Here is a 15689-nt window from a genome sequence, read left to right as displayed (position 1 = left end):
TCGTACCCGCCCGGGACCGTACCCCCGGTTCCGCGCCCCGCGCGGGGCCGGGCGCCGCCGTGTGCGGCCCTGAGGGGCCCGCGCGGTGGCGCCGCGCACCGCCCGGCGCCGCCCGCGCGCCGCACCCGGTCCCGGCGGCGGCGCCCGCCGCCCGGGGCGCGGCAGCGGTTCACGGAGCCGGAGGCCCACGGGAGTGGCGGCCCACGGGGCCGCGCAGCCCCGTGACGCCGGGAGCCCACGGGACCGAAGGAGTCCCGCGACGCCGAGGAGCCGGGAAACGCCGAGGAGCCCGCGACGCCGAGAAGCCGGGAAACGCCGAGGAGCACGTCACCGATGAGCCCCGCCGACCGCCTCCTCCTCGACGCCCTGCGGCACGGCGCTCCCCGTGCCGCCGCCCTCACCCTGATCACCACCGCCGACGCGGGCGCCACCCTGCTGCTGCCCGCCGCGCTCGGCCGCACCCTCGACCTCCTGCTGGCCGACGCGCCCGCCACCGGCTGGCTGCTGGTCAGCGCCGGGCTGCTGGCCGCGCTGTTCGTCTTCGACGCCGTGGAGACCGTCCTCACCGGCACCACCAGCGCCCACGCCACCGCCCGGCTCCGCAACCGCCTGACCGGCCACGTGCTGGCCGTCGGACCGGCCGGGGCCGCCCGCTTCAGCACCGGCGACCTGGTCACCCGCGGCACCGCGCTCGCCGCGCAGGCGGGGACCGCTCCCGCCACCGCCGCCGCGCTCCTGGCCGCCCTCGTCCTCCCGCTCGGCGGGATCACCGCGCTCGCGCTCATCGACTGGCGGCTGGCGGCCGTCTTCTTCCTCGGCGCTCCCGTCCTCGTCCTGCTGCTGCGGGCGTTCGCGCGCACCTCGGGGGACGCGGTCGCCCGGTACCAGCAGGCGCAGGGCCGCATCGCCGGACGGCTGGCCGAGGCGCTGTCGGGCGCCCGCACCGTCGCCGCGGCCGGCACGCTGGAGCGCGAGCGCACCCGCGTCCTCAGTCCGCTGCCCGAACTGAGCCGCGCCGGGTACCGCATGTGGCGGGTGCAGGGCCGGGCCGCCGCGCAGGCCGCGGCGCTCGTACCGCTGCTCCAGCTCGCCGTCGTCGCCGCGGCCGGCCTGCTGCTGGCCGCGGGCGGACTCAGCGTCGGCGACCTGCTCGCCGCCGCGCGCTACGCCGTGCTCGCCGGCGGCATCGGCGTGCTGACGGGCCGGATCGCCGCGCTGGTGCGGGCCCGCGCGTCCGCGCAGCGGCTGGCGGAGGTGCACGCCGTGCCCGCCGTGCCCTACGGCACCACCCCGCTCCCGGACGGCCCCGGGCGGCTGGAGCTGCGCGGCGTCAGCGCGGTGCGGGACGGCGCCACGGTGCTGGACGCCGTGGACCTCACCGTCCCCGGCGGTGCCACCGTCGCGATCGTCGGGCGCTCCGGCTCGGGCAAGTCCGAACTGGCCCGGCTGGCCGGGAAGCTGGCCGAACCCAGCGCGGGCACCGTGCTGCTCGACGGCGTCCCGCTGGACTCCGTCGACGCCACCGCGCTGCGCGCCGCCGTCGGCTACGCCTTCGAGCGTCCCGCCCTGCTCGGCGGCACACTCGCCGGGACGATCGGCCTCGGCCCCGCCCCGCCGGGCGACGCCGCCGTCCGGGCCGCCGCCCGGGCCGCCTGCGCCGACGGCTTCATCCGCACCCTGCCCGACGGCTACGCCACCGCCTGCGCCGACGCCCCGCTCTCCGGCGGGGAGACGCAGCGCCTCGGCCTCGCCCGGGCCTTCGCCCACCAGGGACGTCTGCTCATCCTGGACGACGCCACCTCCAGCCTGGACACCAGCACCGAACGGCAGGTCACCTCCGTGCTCTTCGACCCGGACCGCGCCTGCACCCAGCTCGTGGTGGCCCACCGCGCCACCACCGCCGCCCGTGCCGACCTGGTGGCCTGGCTCGACGCGGGCCGCCTGCGCGCCCTGGCCCCGCACGCCCGGCTGTGGCGCGACCCGGACTACCGCGCGGTGTTCACGGCCGACCCGGCGCAGCCCCCGGGCGACGCCGACACCGGCCCGCCCGCCGGCCACGCCGCGGGGGCGGCCGATGCGTGAGGCCCCCGCGGGCGAGGACCCGGCACGCACCGGCACGGGGCGCGGAGAGTTCGGCGCCCGCGGCCTGCTCGCGGCGGGCGCCCGGCGGCTGTGGCGGCGTCCCCGCGCGCTGGGCGCGCTCGCGGGCTGGTCGGTGGTGGAGGCCGCGCAGACCCTCCTGCTCGGCCTGGCCGTCGCGCACTCCCTGGACGACGGCTTCCTGCGGGGGGACGCCGGGGCCGGCCTGGCCTGGCTGGGCGTGGGCGCGCTGGGCGTGCTCGTCGGCGCCGTGGGCACCGGGCGCGTGTACCGGGCGGTGGCCGACCTGGCCGAGCCGCTGCGCGACCTGCTGGTGGAGCGCGTCGTGGGCAGCGACCTGCACGCCGCCGTCCGCCGCGGGCGCGCCCGGGACTCCGGTGCCGTCTCCCGGCTGACGCACCAGGTGGAGATCGCCAGGGACAGCTTCGCCGGTCTGCTCATGGCCGGGCGCGCCTTCGTCTTCACCTCCGCCGCCGCGCTGGTCGGGATGGCCTCGCTGCACCCGCTGCTGCTGCTGGTGGTGGTGCCTCCGCTGGTGCTCGGGCTCGCGGTCTTCGGGTTCTCGCTGCGTCCGCTGGCGCGGCGGCAGCGGGACTTCCTGGTGGCCGACGAGGCCATCGCCGAGCACCTGAGCGAGACGGCGGGCGGGCTGCGGGACGTGGTGGCCGCGGGGGCCCAGGCCCCTACGCGCGCCCGGGCACGGGCCCACGTGGACGCCGAACGCCGCGCGGCCGGGGCGCTGGCGCGCTGGGGCGTGAGCCGGGCGGTGGCGCTGGGCGTCGGCGGGCGGCTGCCGGTCGTGCTGCTCCTGCTGCTCACCCCCTGGCTGCTGTCCCGCGGGGTCAGCACCGGCGCGCTGGCCGGGGCCCTGACCTACCTGCTGCAGTCGCTGCTGCCCGCCCTGGAGAGCCTGGTGCACGGCCTGGGCAACGCGGGCGCGCGGCTCGCGGTCGTCGTCGGACGGCTGCGCGGCACCGGGGGAGCGGCCCCGCCGGCCGTGCCGCACCCACCGCCCGCCCCCCGGGACCCGGGCGCGGCGCTGGAGCTGCGCGGTGTCAGCTTCGCCTACGGGCGGCGCGCGCACCCGGTGCTGGACGGCGTGGACCTGAGTCTGCCGCGCGGCGGACACCTGGCCGTGGTCGGGCCGAGCGGCATCGGCAAGTCCACGCTGGCCCAGCTCCTGGCGGGGCTGCTCGCGCCGAGCGCGGGGCACCTGGCCGTGCGCGGTCCGGTCGCGCTCGTCCCGCAGGAGGCGTACGTCTTCTCCGGCACGCTGCGCGCCAACCTCGCCTACCTGTGCCGCGGCCCGGTCGGCGACGCCGTGCTGCACCGGGCGCTCCGGGCCACCGGGGCCGCCGCGCTCGCCGCCCGCCTGGGCGGGCTGGACGCCGAGGTGGCGCCGGACCGGCTCTCGGCGGGGGAGCGGCAACTGCTCGCGCTGGCCCGGGCGTACGCGGCCCCCGCGCCGCTGGTGGTGCTGGACGAGGCCACCTGCCACCTCGACCCGGCCGCCGAGGCCCGCGCGGAGGCGGCCTTCCGGGCGCGCTCCGGCACGCTCGTGGTGATCGCCCACCGGATGAGCTCGGCCCGGCGCGCGGACCGCGTGCTCGTGCTGGACGGCGCCCGCGCGCGGTGCGGCACCCCCGCGGAGCTGGCGAAGACCTCCGCGCTCTACCGCGAGCTGGCCGGAAGCTGGGACGGGACCTGGAGCGCGCCGGGTGAGGGGAGCGGCGGCGGTGAGGGGACCGGAGGCGGGGCCACGCCCGGGGCGGAGAACGCGCCCGGGGACGAGCCCGCGCACGGACGCGGCGGGGAATCCGGGACCGGGGACGAGTCCGGGGCCGGGGACGAGCCCGGGGGTGAAGGGGCGGCCGGAACAGACGGCCCGGCGGCGGCCCGCTCAGAGCCAGCCGGAGCGCTGGGCGATGCAGATGGCGTCCACCCGGTTGCGGGCTCCGGTCTTCCGGGTGATCGCTGACATGTAGTTGCGGATCGTCCCGTTGCTCAGGTGCAGCGAACGGGCGATCTCCGACACCGACGCCCCCTCGGCCGCCAGGGACAGCACGCTCAGCTCGCGGGGGGTCAGCGGCAGTTGGGTGGCCTGGAGGAAGCCGAAGGCCAGCGAGGCGTCGACGAAGCGCTCGCCCTTGGCCACCTGCCGTATCCCGGTCAACAGCTCCTCGGGGCTGGCGTCCTTGTTCACGAACCCCAGGGCCTCCGCCTCGAACGCCTGCCGCAGCGGCCCGGGGCGCCCCGGGCTGGCCAGGACCAGGAGGCGGCAGGAGGGGGTGGGTATCTCACGGCGCAGCGCGTCCAGGTCCCGCTGGTCGCCGGTGCCCCCCTCCTCGACGTCGGCCACGCACACGTCCGCCCCGGTGGAGCGCGCGGCGCGGCCCGCCCGCTTCCACGGTGCGGTGCTCACGGTCATGTCCTGTGCCTTGCTGAGCAGTTCGGCCAGTCCCGATCTCAACAGGCGTGTGTCGTGCACGAGTAACACCCGGATCACTGACGCTTCCCTCCGCCAATCCCGCAACCAGCCCTGACTGCCGTGCTGTTGCCGTCTACCCCGAGGCGCGTGGCCCTACCGGGGCGGCGACAGCGCCATTGAAGTCGGCCCGGCTCGGGAGCGACCATACAAAGTCGGCCACGGGGAGGTAAGGGGGCGCATACGGGGCGTGCACGCGCGCCTACCGTGCGCCCTCAGTTCTCGCCCGCGCCGGGTGGCGCGTCGGCCAGTCGGCACACCGTCGCGAGGTCGGTGCGCACCGTGGCGATCGTCGCCCGGCCGGAGAGCCAGGCGATGAGCAGGGAGAACCAGGTGTGCTCGATCACCCGGACAGCCGAGAGCGCCGCCGGCGGCACGGGCTCGCGCGACCCCATCGCCTCCAGCACGATCCCCGTCGTGCTCGCCAGCACGGTGTCGACCTCGGCGCTTACCGAGCGGTCCGCCGCGGTCAGGGCCCGCACCATCGCGGAGGCGAGGTGGGGCTCGTCCCGCATGGCGTGAAACGCGCGCATCAGCGCCGCCGCCACGCGGGCTCCCGCGCCCCGTTCGCGTGGCGGGTTCTCGCGCACCGTGGCGTGCAGCAGGCGTAGCTGGTCCTGCAGGACGGCCACCAGCAGGTGGATCTTGGACGGGAAGTAGCGGTACAGCGTGCCCAGCGCGACCCCGGCGGACTCGGCCACCTCGCGCATCTGCACGGCGTCGTAGCCGCCCGCGCGGGCCAGCTCCGTCGCGGCGCGCAGGATCTCCCGCCGCCGCGCCTCCTGCCGTCCGGAGCGCGGTGCGGCGGGGGGCCCGGCGGGCGGGTGCCCCGTCGCGCCGGGTGCGCCGGGTGCGCCGGGCGGCGTCGGCGGGGCGGGGGGCCGGTCCGATGGCGGTGTGGCGGAAGAGGTCATGGTGGCGTGGGGGCTCGAAGTCGTCGGTGTGGTCGGGGAACCGTGGTGGGAATCACCGGCTCCGTTCTCAGCGGCGTGGTGACCGGCCGGTAGATTCAGGGAGGCGGCGGCCCGCCGTCCGGCGGACTGAAACTTGTTCTACCTTAGCGCGAGCGGATACGCTCCCGCGGAAATCCGGCACGAAGGGACGGACGGCGAGTGACCGCAGAGGCCATACGCGACGCGGCGTCCGCACCCCGGCGCGCCGGCGGCGGCGAGGACCGCCCGCTGCGCGTCGCCCTGCTCACCTACAAGGGCAACCCCTTCTGCGGCGGCCAGGGCGTCTACGTGCGGCACCTCTCGCGCGAGCTGGTGCGCCTGGGCCACCGCGTCGAGGTCATCGGCGCCCAGCCCTACCCGGTCGTCGACGACGGCGTCACCCTCACCGAGCTGCCCAGCCTCGACCTCTACCGGCAGCCCGACCCCTTCCGCACCCCCGGCCGCGGCGAGTACCGCGACTGGATCGACGCGCTGGAGGTGGCCACCATGTGGACCGGCGGCTTCCCCGAGCCGCTGACGTTCTCCCTGCGCGCCCGCCGCCACCTCGCCGCCCGCCGCGGCGCGTTCGACGTCGTCCACGACAACCAGACGCTCGGCTACGGGCTCCTCGGCGGTCCGGGCGCGCTCGGCGCCCCGCTGGTCACCACCGTGCACCACCCCGTCACCGTCGACCGCGAGCTCGACCTGGCCGCCGCCGACACCGCCAGGCGCCGGCTCTCCGTGCGCCGCTGGTACGGCTTCACCCGCATGCAGCGCCGCGTCGCCCGCCGCCTGCCGTCGGTGCTCACCGTCTCCGGCACCTCGCGCCGGGAGATCGTCGACCACCTCGGCGTGCGCGGCGACCGCGTCCACGTCGTGCACATCGGCGCCGACACCGACCTGTTCGCCCCCGACCCGGCCGTCCCCGAGGTCCCCGGACGCATCGTCACCACCTCCAGCGCCGACGTCCCGCTCAAGGGACTGGTGCATCTGGTGGAGGCCCTGGCCAAGATCCGCACCGAACAGCCCGGCGCGCACCTCGTCGTCGTGGGCCGCCGGGCGGACGGCGGGCCGGTGGCCGCCGCCATCGAGCGGTTCGGCCTGCACGTGCCGGACCGCACCGGACGCCGCCCCGTCGAGTTCGTCAAGGGCCTCAGCGACCGCGACCTCGCCGACCTGGTGCGCGGGGCCCAGGTCGCCTGCGTCCCCTCGCTCTACGAGGGCTTCTCGCTGCCCGCCGCCGAGGCCATGGCCACCGGGACCCCGCTGGTGGCCACGACCGGCGGCGCCATCCCCGAGGTCGCCGGGCCCGACGGCGAGACCTGCCTGGCGGTGCCGCCCGGCGACGCCGGCACGCTCGCCGCGGCCCTCGGCCGCCTCCTCGACGACGCCCCGCTGCGCGCCCGCCTCGGCGCGGCCGGGCGGGCCCGGGTGCTCAGCCGGTTCACCTGGCGGCAGGCGGCCATCGGCACCGCCGAGCACTACCGCGAGGCCATCGCCCGCACCGCCGCCCGACCGCGCACCTGACCGCCACGCCCGCCCCGACCCCCGCCACGAAAGCAGAACCCCTGTGCTGACCGTCGACTTCTCCCGGTTCCCGCTCGCCGCGGGCGACCGCGTCCTCGACCTGGGCTGCGGCGCCGGACGCCACGCCTTCGAGTGCTACCGGCGCGGCGCCCACGTCGTCGCGCTCGACCGCGACGCGGCGGAGATCCGCGAGGTGGCCACCTGGTTCGCCGCCATGCGGGAGGCCGGCGAGGCCCCGGCGGGCGCCACGGCCACCGCCATGGAGGGCGACGCCCTGGCGCTGCCCTTCCCCGACGACAGCTTCGACGTCGTCATCATCTCCGAGGTGATGGAGCACATCCCCGACGACAAGGGCGTGCTGGCCGAGATGGTGCGCGTGCTGCGCCCGGGCGGCCGCATCGCCGTCACCGTGCCGCGCTACGGCCCCGAGAAGGTGTGCTGGGCCCTCTCGGACGCCTACCACGAGGTGGAGGGCGGCCACATCCGCATCTACCGCGCGCACGAACTCCTCGCCAAGCTCCGCGAGGCCGGACTGCGCCCCTACGGCACCCACCACGCGCACGGCCTGCACTCGCCCTACTGGTGGCTCAAGTGCGCCTTCGGCGTGCACCGGGACGGCCAGGACGCGGCGCTGCCGGTGCGCGCCTACCACAAGCTCCTGGTGTGGGACATCATGAAGAAGCCACTGGCCACCCGGCTCGCCGAGCGCGCGCTCGACCCGCTCATCGGCAAGAGCTTCGTCGCCTACGCCACCAAGCCGCGCCTGCCGCGCACCGCGGCGCCCTCCGCCGGGGGCGCCGCGTGACGAGCCCGGAGCGCACCGAACGCCTCGTCCTGCCCGGCGTGCTGACGGCCGAGGAGGCCGCGGTGACGGTCGCGGGCATCCTCGCCCAGCAGCGGCCCGACGGCGCGATCCCCTGGTTCCGCGGCCACCACCTGGACCCCTGGGACCACGTGGAGGCGGCGATGGCGCTCGACACGGCGGGCGAGCACGCCCGCGCCGAGGCCGCCTACCGCTGGCTCGCCGAGCACCAGCTCCCCGACGGCTCCTGGTACGCGGCCTACGCGGACGGCGCCGCCGACGCGCCGACCGACCGGGGCCGGGAGTCCAACTTCTGCGCCTACGTCGCCGTCGGCGTCTGGCACCACTACCTCGCCACCGGGGACGACACCTTCCTGGACCGCATGTGGCCCGTCGTCTCCGCCGCCGTCGCCTTCGTGCTGGCGCTCCAGCAGCCCGGCGGCCAGGTCGCCTGGAAGCGCGAGGCCGACGGCACGGTGCGCACCGAGGCCCTGCTGACCGGCTGCTCCTCGGTCTACCAGGCCGTGCGGTGCGCGCTGGCCATCGCCGAACACCGCGAGGAGCCGCAGCCGGACTGGGAGCTGGCCGCCGGGCGGCTGGGCCACGCCATCGCCCACCACCCCGAGCGGTTCGCCGACAAGTCCCGCTACTCGATGGACTGGTACTACCCCGTGCTCACCGGTGCCGTCACCGGCCCGGCCGCCAAGGAGCGCATCGAGGCGGGCTGGGACCGCTTCGTCGTCCCCGGCCTGGGCGTGCGCTGCGTCGTGCCCAACCCCTGGGTGACGGGCGGGGAGAGCGCCGAACTGGCCCTGGCCCTGTGGGCGATGGGGGAGTCCGACCGCGCGGTGGAGATCCTGCGCTCCATCACCCACCTGCGCGCGCCGAGCGGCATGTACTGGACCGGCTACGTCTACGCGGACGACGCCGTGTGGCCGCGCGAGCAGACGGCGTGGACGGCCGGCTCCCTGCTGCTGGCCACCGCCGCGCTGGGCGGGGACGAGGCGACGACGGAGGTCTTCGGCGCCACCGGCCTCCCGCGCGGCCTGGCCCCCGACTGCTGCTGACGCCGGGCCCCGCGCCGACCGCTGCGGAGGCCGGGCTCCCGCGCGGCTCGGCCGGCTGCTGCCGACGCCCGGCCCCGCGCGGTTCGGCCGGCTGCTGCCGCTCGGCCGCCGCGCGCTTCCGCCCCGACCGCCTCTTTCGCTGCCTCCCGGACGGGCGCGCGGCCCGCGCCCCGGCCGGCACCCGCGCGCGCCCGGCCGCCGGCCCCGCGACGGCGAAGGCCCCGGTCCCCGCGTGCGGCGGGAGCCGGGGCCTTCGCGGGACCTGCCGCGCCGTGCGGTCAGCCGCGCTGGATGCCGGAGGTGTCCTGGAGCAGCCCGCGGCGGCCGTCCTGGGTCTGTGCGACGAGTGCCTGGCCGCGCTGCTCGACCGCCAGGTACCAGGTGCCCGGCGTCAGCTCCGCGACCGGCTGCGGCGAGCCGTCCTCCCCGACCAGCGGCCGCGCGACCGGCACCGCGAACCAGAACGGCTGGAAGTTCGGGTCGGCCTGCGGCTGCGCGGCGGGCGGCTGCTGGGCCGCGGCCTGCGGCTGGTGCGGCTGCTGGCCGCCGTAGGACGGCTGGGCGCCGTGCGGCTGGGGCTGGCCGCCGTAGGAGCCCTGCGGGTCGTGCGGGGCGCCGGGCTGCGGCGCGCCGGGGTAGCCGTAGGACGGCTGGCCGCCCTGGGCCGGGTACCCGTAACCGGCCTGCTGGCCGTACGGCTGCGCCGGCTTCGGCCCGCCGGCCGGGATGAGCGGCGCGCGCAGCGCGGGCACGAAGTGAGTCAGCACGGCCCCGGCCGCGAGCAGGAGGAGGGCGATGAAGGAGATGATCTGCCCCGCGCCGATGTCCAGACCGTCCTTGAACGAGCTGGCGCCGCTCAGCAGCGTCCACAGCGAGGTCCACAGGGCGAAGAGGGCGAGCGCCAGGCCCCACTGGTCCAGCTTCAGGCCCAGCGGCTTGGGCTCGGACGGCAGGAAACGGGACCCCGCGATCAGACCGGCCGCGAAGAAACCGGCCAGGAAGACGGACGGCATGACCGGCCACCAGAAGTTCGACCAGCCGTTCCAGCTTTGGATCCCGGCGGAGTAGAAGTCGAGGAACGAGGCGATGAACAGCACGACCGCTGCTCCGATCACCACTGCGTCGCCTCGGCTGAGCGAGCGGTTGTTCACGTCAGGTCCTTCGTCGATCTCGTCGTCATGATCCGGTCATACGCGGGGGCGGCCCCCATCGTACGGATTCCCCGGTCAACTGGTGGACGACCCCCTGGTTCGGTGCCGCGCCCCGTGCTCAACCGCGGTCCGCGAGGAACGCCGCGACGCCGTCGGCCACGCCGCGTCCCGCGCGGTCGCGCCACCGGGGGTCGGTGAGCAGCGCGGCGTCGTCGGGGTCCCGCATGTTCCCACACTCCAGGAACACCTTGGGGACGGCCGAGAGGTTGAGCCCCGCGAGGTCGTCGCGCACGTCCAGGCCCGAGGCGGCCGTCCTGGGCCCCAGGTACCGGGCGGGCTCGCTGCCCGTCGCCGCGGTGAACGCCGTGACCAGGTGCGTCCCCAGCGCCCGCGACGGGTCCGTGATGCCACGGGTGTCGGCCGTCCCCTCCCGCACCCGGGCGGGCAGGATGACGTGGAAGCCGCGCTGGCCGGGGCCCGCACCGTCCGCGTGCACGGAGACCACCGCGTCCGCCCCGGCCTCGTTGCCGATCGCGGCCCGCTCGTCGACGCAGGGCCCGAACGGCCGGTCGGCGTCCTGTGTCAACACCACGGTCGCGCCCAGCTCTTCGAGCCGGTCCCGGGCCGCCCGCGCCACCGCGAGGGTGAACTCGGCTTCCGGGTAACCGCCGTCGGTGGCCGTCCCGGTGGTGTCGCACGGCTTGCGGTGGTTCCCCGCGTCCACCAGCCGCGCCAGCTCGTCCGGGTGCTCCGCGTTCCCGGGGTTGTGCCCGGGGTCCAGCACGACGACGGCGCCCCGCAGCGGCGCCCCGGCCTCCGGCGCTCCGGCCTCCGGCGCTCCGGACGGCGCGGGGGCGTCCGGAGCCGAAGCGGTGGGCGCGGGCGGGCGGGGCGCGGGGGTCCGCTCCCCGCCCGCCCGGTTCAGCAGCCACACCAGGGCGCCCGCCAGGCACAGCGGCAGCAGGACGGCGGCGGCGACGAACGCGCGGCGCGCGGGCCTCACCTCACCAGCCCCGCCCGGTGCGGCGCAGCACGCGCAGCGACCCGGTGCCCGGCTCCTCGGCGAAGGCCCCGGAGGCGAGCGCACGCAGGTAGAGGTGGAACGGGGCCCGGCCGCCGTCGGCCGGGTCGGGGAAGACGTCGTGGATCAGCAGCAGCCCGCCGTCGGCCAGGTGCGGGACCCACCCCACGTAGTCGGCGCGCGCGTGCTCCTCGGTGTGGCCGCCGTCGATGAAGACGAGCCCCAGCGGCGCCCGCCACACCGCGGCCGCCTGCGGCGACCGGCCGACGAGGGCGAGCACGTGCTCCTCCAGGCCCGCGGCGTGCACGGTGCGGCGGAACGCGGGCAGCGTGTCCATCCGGCCCACCGCCGGGTCGACCAGCTCCCGGTCGTGGTACTCCCAGCCCGGCTGCTGCTCCTCGCTGCCCCGGTGGTGGTCGACGGTGACGGCCGTGACCCCGGCCCGCCGCGCGGCGTCCGCGAGCAGCAGGGTGGAGCGCCCGCAGTAGGTGCCGACCTCCAGCAGCGGGTGGCCCAGACGCGCGGCGCGCCGGGCCGCGGCGTACAGGGCCAGGCCCTCGTGGCGCGGCATGAACCCCTTCGCGGCCTCGAAGGCGGCGAGCAGCCCGGGCTCCGGCCCGGACGGCGCGGCCGCCGCACCGGGCTCCGGCGGGGCCGCCGGCCGTGGGTCCGGGCGTGCCGCCGACGGCCGCGCCGACTGGGCGTGTGGTCTGGTCATGCGGCTCATGCTGCCGCACCGGAGTACGTGCCGGGCCCCCGGGGGCCCGGTGCCGGGGACGCCGCCCCTCCGGGCGGACCGTGCGCCGTCCCCGGCCGAAGCGCCGCCGCCCCACGTCAGCAGCCGCACGCACCCCCGGCACGCGGAGGCGCAGGCATCTCTCGTACGCATCCCGGAGGCGCACACGCCTCCGGTACGCACCCCGGAGGCACACGCGTCCCCGCGTCCGGAGTGCCGCCGCTGGGACGACCGGCCCACCGGACGGCCACGGCCCACGCCCGGCCGGGCGAGCCCTCAGCCCGGTTGCCTGATGCTCTCGATGATGCGGGCGAAGCCCTCCTCGCCGTGGCCCGCGTCGATCTGGCGTTGGATGAGCCGCTGGACCATGTCGACCACTTCGGTGCTGATGCCCTGGTCGGCACTCGCGGCCAGAAGGTCACCGAGGTTGGAGAAACGGAGGCTCTGCTGACCCGCGACGGTGTAGTCCCCGCCGTCGATGACCTCGGCGTACTCCTGGAAGGCGCTGGTCATGGCGGTCAGCCAGGGGGCGGCCTTGGCGGCGAACTCGCTCGCCGTCACGCCGGCCGGCGCGACCATGGCGGCGCCGTGCATGAACCCGGCGAACATGACGTACATGCCCGCGAGGAGGGCGAGGTCGTACAGGGAGGCCAGCCCGGCGTCCTCACCGAAGTAGGTGCTGGCCCCCCACCGGTCGAGCAGCGGCTTGTGCTGGTGGAAGACGTCGGCGGACCCGCTGTAGAGGATCGACGCCCCGGGCCGGCCGATCATCTCCGGTACCGCCATGATGCCGCCGTCCAGGTACGCGATCCCGGCGCGGGCGGCCCAGGCGGCCAACTCCCGTGACTGCGCCGGTGACGTCGTGGTGACGTTGACCAGGGTGCGTCCGGCCAGGTCACCGGAGAGCGGGTCGAGCACCTCACGGACCGACGCGTGGTCCAGCAGGCACGCGATCACCAGCGGTCCGGACCGGACCGCGTCGCCGGGCGTGGCAGCGGCCCTCGCGCCCTGCGCGACCAGGTCGTCCGCCTTCCCGGGCGAGCGGTTCCAGACCGTCGTCGCGTATCCGGCTTTCACCAGGGCGTCCGCGAGAGCGCTGCCCATCGCCCCCAGTCCGAGAACGCTCACCCGGGTCGTGTCGTCGCTTGTCATTTTCGGTGCTCCCCCTCGTGTTCGTCGTTCTCCGGAATCCTCTCCGCCGCCGGTAGGGTTGACCAGTACCGACTTATTAGTGAGGTACTCACTTCCGGGTAAGTGCCTCTTGGGGGGCGAATGGCGACGACAGCACGACGCGGTCCCTACTTCTGCGGCATCGACGCGGCGATGGACGTGGTCGCCGGCAAGTGGAAGCCGCTGATCCTCTGGGAGTTGCGCCACTACGGGACCCGCCGGTTCGCCGAGCTCCGGCGCGGCCTGCCGGGCGTCAGCGAGAAGATGCTGATTCAACACCTGCGGGAAATGGAAGAGGACGGGCTCGTGCACCGCGAGGTGTACCGGGAAGTGCCGCCGAAGGTCGAGTACTCCTTGACGGAGCACGGCATCTCGCTCGACGCGGCCCTGACCTCGTTGGGGGAGTGGGGAACCGACCGCATGCGGCGGATCGGAGCCGAAAAGGTCTCCGTCGACGTTGCCGGCCCGGTCCGCTGAGGAACGCGGGCGGGCCGGACCGTGGGACCGGGCGCTGGGGCGGCAGCACCGCGAGAGGATTCCGCGAAGGGCCGGTCAGCCATGAGGGCGGTACGGGCACGGGTCACCCGGTGACCCCGGAGTACCGCACCTCCTGACCGCCGGGTCCCGTGCCCGTGCCCGTACCCGTGTGCCGGTGTCGGTGTCGGCCGGGTCGGCGTCTTCCGGCCCGGCCCGGCCCGGCGTCCGGCGGGGTGCCCTGTGCCCACCCGCGTGAGCTGCCCCGTGCCCTGGCCGGACGCCGTGCCGGACGCCGGGCCTGCCGGGCGGCGCCTGACGCGGCGCGCGTGCTGAGCGCGCGCTCAGCGTCCCGCCGTGGCCAGGGCCTCGCGCAGCGGCACCGGTCGGCAGGTGCACACGGGCTCGGCCGCCGCACCCGGGTCCGGGGCGGTGGTCGGAGCGGTGGCCAGGCGTGGGGCGGGGGCGGTGGACGGGACCGGCTCCGGCCCTCGCGCGGGTGGGCGCGGCGCCGCCCCCTCCGGCCGGCGAGGTGCCGCGCGCCGCGGCGGGGCGGGCGGGCCGTCCTCCGGCGCGGCGGGACGCAGCCGGGCGACCCCGCAGGGCACGGTCGCCGTCGCGTACGGCAGGAGCAGCTCGCCGTCGGCCGTGAAGTGCCCGGTGCGCAACCAGCCGTCAGGCGCCGGAAGGTACTGCACGGCCCGCCAGCCGGGACGCCACACCGCGAGCCACGGCAACCCCGGCCCGAGGCGGCCCCCGGTGCCGGGCGCGCCCTCCACCCGCAGCGCGACCGCGCAGCTCTCCGCCAGCAGCGCCTGGCCGGGCTGGACGGCGAACGGGGTCACCGTCACGGGAGCGCCCGGGGTGGCGCCGCCGGGGTGGAGAGCCGCGGGGAAGCGGACGGGCAGGTGGCTGCCCAGCACGCCCCAGCCGAGCCGCTCGGTGCCCGGGGCGTCCGAGCGCACCAGCAGCAGCCCGCTGTCCGGGTCGGCCAGCACCAGCCGGTCGTTGCTGCCCTCGGCGATCTCCAGCAGCGGCGTGACGGCGTCGGCCGCGGCGAGGTCCACCACCACCGCCTTCACCGGGCCGTCCCCCTCCCGCCGGTTCAGCGCCAGCAGCCGTCCCCCGTGGTCCAGCCAGCTCCCCTCGGTGCAGTGACCCGGTACGACCGCGACGGGCTCCGGGCCGCCCGCGCCGCCCACCAACCGCCACACGGTGGTGGCCCGCGCGCCGGGCGCGAGTGCGTAGGCCGCCGCACCGCCCGGGACCGGCGGCAGCAGGACGAGCTGCGCGCACTCCACGGCGCCCAGCGGCAGCTCGCCGGTGCCCGGACCGGTCGGGTAGAGCAGCGCGGGCCGGTACCGGTCGCCCGTGCGGCGCAGGATGAGGACGCGGCCGTCGCGCAGGGGGAGGAGCTGGGCGTGCGGGTCCTCCGGCTGGACCCCGGGCAGCGCGACGGCGTAGGGCTCCGGCCCGTCGAGCGTCCACCGCTCGGGGCACCAGCGGTCACCGCCGCCGGGCGCGGCGAGCCGCGCCGCGTAGCTGCCGTCGGCCGCGACGACACAGGCCAGCGGCCGGTAGGGCGGCGGCCCCGGAACCCCCTGATCCGCCCCGCCCCCGGCGTGTGACGCGAGCCCGGCGCGCAACCCGCCCCGGGCCCGGGGCGCGGGCCCGCCGCCCGGCACTCCGGCCCCGGGCGCCTCGCCGCCCGGAGTGACCCGGGGTTCGGCGGCTCCGGCCTCCGGCGCCCCGCCGCCCCCCGCGCCAGCCGCTCGCGCCCCCGCCCCGGCCGCAGGCGGCGTGCTCGCACGGCGCGTCGGTGTGCTCGCCCCGCGCGGCGCGGCGGCCCCGGTGGCGCTGGCGGCTCCGGCGGGCGCGGGTGGCCGGGCGGCGGGCGTCCGCCGCGTGGCGGCAGCGCCGGGCCGCGGGGGAGCGGGGGCCGTGGCTCTGGGCCCCTCCTCCCCGCCCGGCCCCGGATCGGCCGCACCGCTGCCGCCGGGGTCCGCGTCGGCGGCCACCCGGGGCGCGCCGTCGCCGCCGTCCTGCGCCGCGTGGACGTCGTCGGTCGCCGTGCCGGATTCGGTCGCACAGGCTGTCATCGATGTGCACCTCCACGGGCGACGCTAGGGACAGCACCCGCCCCGCCAGGGCGAGAAGGGGGCCGCGTTCATCCGTTCGGGTGGCCGGACCGGGGTCTACCGGGTTACGGCGGCGCCGGTGTGCT

At 77.3% G+C, this 15689-nt stretch carries 13 protein-coding genes; 6 read left to right on the top strand and 7 right to left on the bottom strand.

Annotated elements, in window-relative coordinates; all coding sequences use genetic code 11:
- The first annotated feature begins 333 nt into the window (after positions 1-333).
- Positions 334-2082 (top strand): ABC transporter transmembrane domain-containing protein, encoded by a 1749-nt coding sequence (locus OSB71_RS02875; RefSeq protein WP_265943778.1) that lies wholly within the window; start codon positions 334-336, stop codon positions 2080-2082.
- Positions 2075-4078, top strand: coding sequence for an ATP-binding cassette domain-containing protein (locus tag OSB71_RS02870; RefSeq protein WP_265943776.1), 2004 nt, complete (start codon positions 2075-2077; stop codon positions 4076-4078). The genes OSB71_RS02875 and OSB71_RS02870 overlap by 8 nt, the downstream gene beginning before the upstream one ends.
- On the opposite strand, the gene OSB71_RS02865 is transcribed toward OSB71_RS02870, so the two are convergent.
- Together OSB71_RS02865 and OSB71_RS02860 are read right to left on the bottom strand one after the other, a co-directional pair.
- A complete protein-coding gene (locus tag OSB71_RS02865) occupies positions 4001-4606 on the bottom strand; it encodes a response regulator transcription factor (protein WP_265943773.1) in 606 nt (201 codons plus the stop codon). The two genes, OSB71_RS02870 and OSB71_RS02865, sit on opposite strands and share 78 nt — an antisense overlap.
- A gap of 194 nt (positions 4607-4800) precedes the next feature.
- Positions 4801-5499, bottom strand: a complete 699-nt coding sequence (locus tag OSB71_RS02860) for a TetR family transcriptional regulator (protein WP_265943771.1) — start codon at positions 5497-5499, stop codon at positions 4801-4803.
- A gap of 198 nt (positions 5500-5697) precedes the next feature.
- Here OSB71_RS02860 and OSB71_RS02855 point away from each other — a divergent pair, with 198 nt between their 5' ends.
- The 3 genes from OSB71_RS02855 to OSB71_RS02845 are packed head-to-tail and all read left to right on the top strand — an operon-like array spanning position 5698 to position 8913.
- Positions 5698-7044, top strand: coding sequence for a glycosyltransferase family 4 protein (locus OSB71_RS02855; RefSeq protein ID WP_416237182.1), 1347 nt, complete (start codon positions 5698-5700; stop codon positions 7042-7044).
- Between the two features lie 43 nt (positions 7045-7087).
- Positions 7088-7849: a class I SAM-dependent methyltransferase gene (locus OSB71_RS02850; RefSeq protein WP_265943769.1), complete on the top strand. Its 762-nt coding sequence runs from the start codon at positions 7088-7090 to the stop codon at positions 7847-7849.
- Positions 7846-8913, top strand: a complete 1068-nt coding sequence (locus OSB71_RS02845; protein WP_265943767.1) for a prenyltransferase/squalene oxidase repeat-containing protein — start codon at positions 7846-7848, stop codon at positions 8911-8913. Before OSB71_RS02850 ends, OSB71_RS02845 begins: the two co-directional genes overlap by 4 nt.
- Positions 8914-9191: 278 nt before the next feature.
- Here the strand turns inward: OSB71_RS02845 and OSB71_RS02840 are convergent, their stop codons facing one another.
- The 4 genes from OSB71_RS02840 to OSB71_RS02825 form a co-directional block, all read right to left on the bottom strand.
- Positions 9192-10064, bottom strand: coding sequence for a DUF5336 domain-containing protein (locus OSB71_RS02840; protein WP_265943765.1), 873 nt, complete (start codon positions 10062-10064; stop codon positions 9192-9194).
- A gap of 118 nt (positions 10065-10182) precedes the next feature.
- The gene (locus OSB71_RS02835) at positions 10183-11067 is read right to left on the bottom strand and encodes an N-acetylmuramoyl-L-alanine amidase (RefSeq protein ID WP_265943763.1); all 885 of its coding nucleotides are present in this window, start codon (positions 11065-11067) and stop codon (positions 10183-10185) included.
- Position 11068: 1 nt separating this feature from the next.
- Complete coding sequence (locus OSB71_RS02830; RefSeq protein WP_265943849.1) at positions 11069-11656, bottom strand: class I SAM-dependent methyltransferase; 588 nt, start codon at positions 11654-11656, stop codon at positions 11069-11071.
- Between the two features lie 441 nt (positions 11657-12097).
- Positions 12098-12973, bottom strand: a complete 876-nt coding sequence (locus tag OSB71_RS02825; protein ID WP_265943761.1) for an NAD(P)-dependent oxidoreductase — start codon at positions 12971-12973, stop codon at positions 12098-12100.
- 120 nt (positions 12974-13093) lie between these two features.
- Here OSB71_RS02825 and OSB71_RS02820 point away from each other — a divergent pair, with 120 nt between their 5' ends.
- On the top strand, positions 13094-13468 hold the full coding sequence (locus tag OSB71_RS02820) for a winged helix-turn-helix transcriptional regulator (RefSeq protein ID WP_265943759.1): 375 nt from the start codon (positions 13094-13096) through the stop codon (positions 13466-13468).
- A 341-nt stretch (positions 13469-13809) separates the two neighbouring features.
- Here the strand turns inward: OSB71_RS02820 and OSB71_RS02815 are convergent, their stop codons facing one another.
- Entirely contained in the window at positions 13810-15564 is a 1755-nt protein-coding gene (locus tag OSB71_RS02815; protein WP_265943758.1) for a hypothetical protein, read from the bottom strand.
- Between the last annotated feature and the right edge of the window lie 125 nt (positions 15565-15689).

This window comes from Streptomyces marinisediminis, from assembly GCF_026262575.1.
Lineage (GTDB): Bacteria > Actinomycetota > Actinomycetes > Streptomycetales > Streptomycetaceae > Streptomyces > Streptomyces marinisediminis.
The sequence above is the reverse complement of the archived record's forward strand: the minus strand, read 5'-3'. Positions and strand labels throughout refer to the sequence as shown.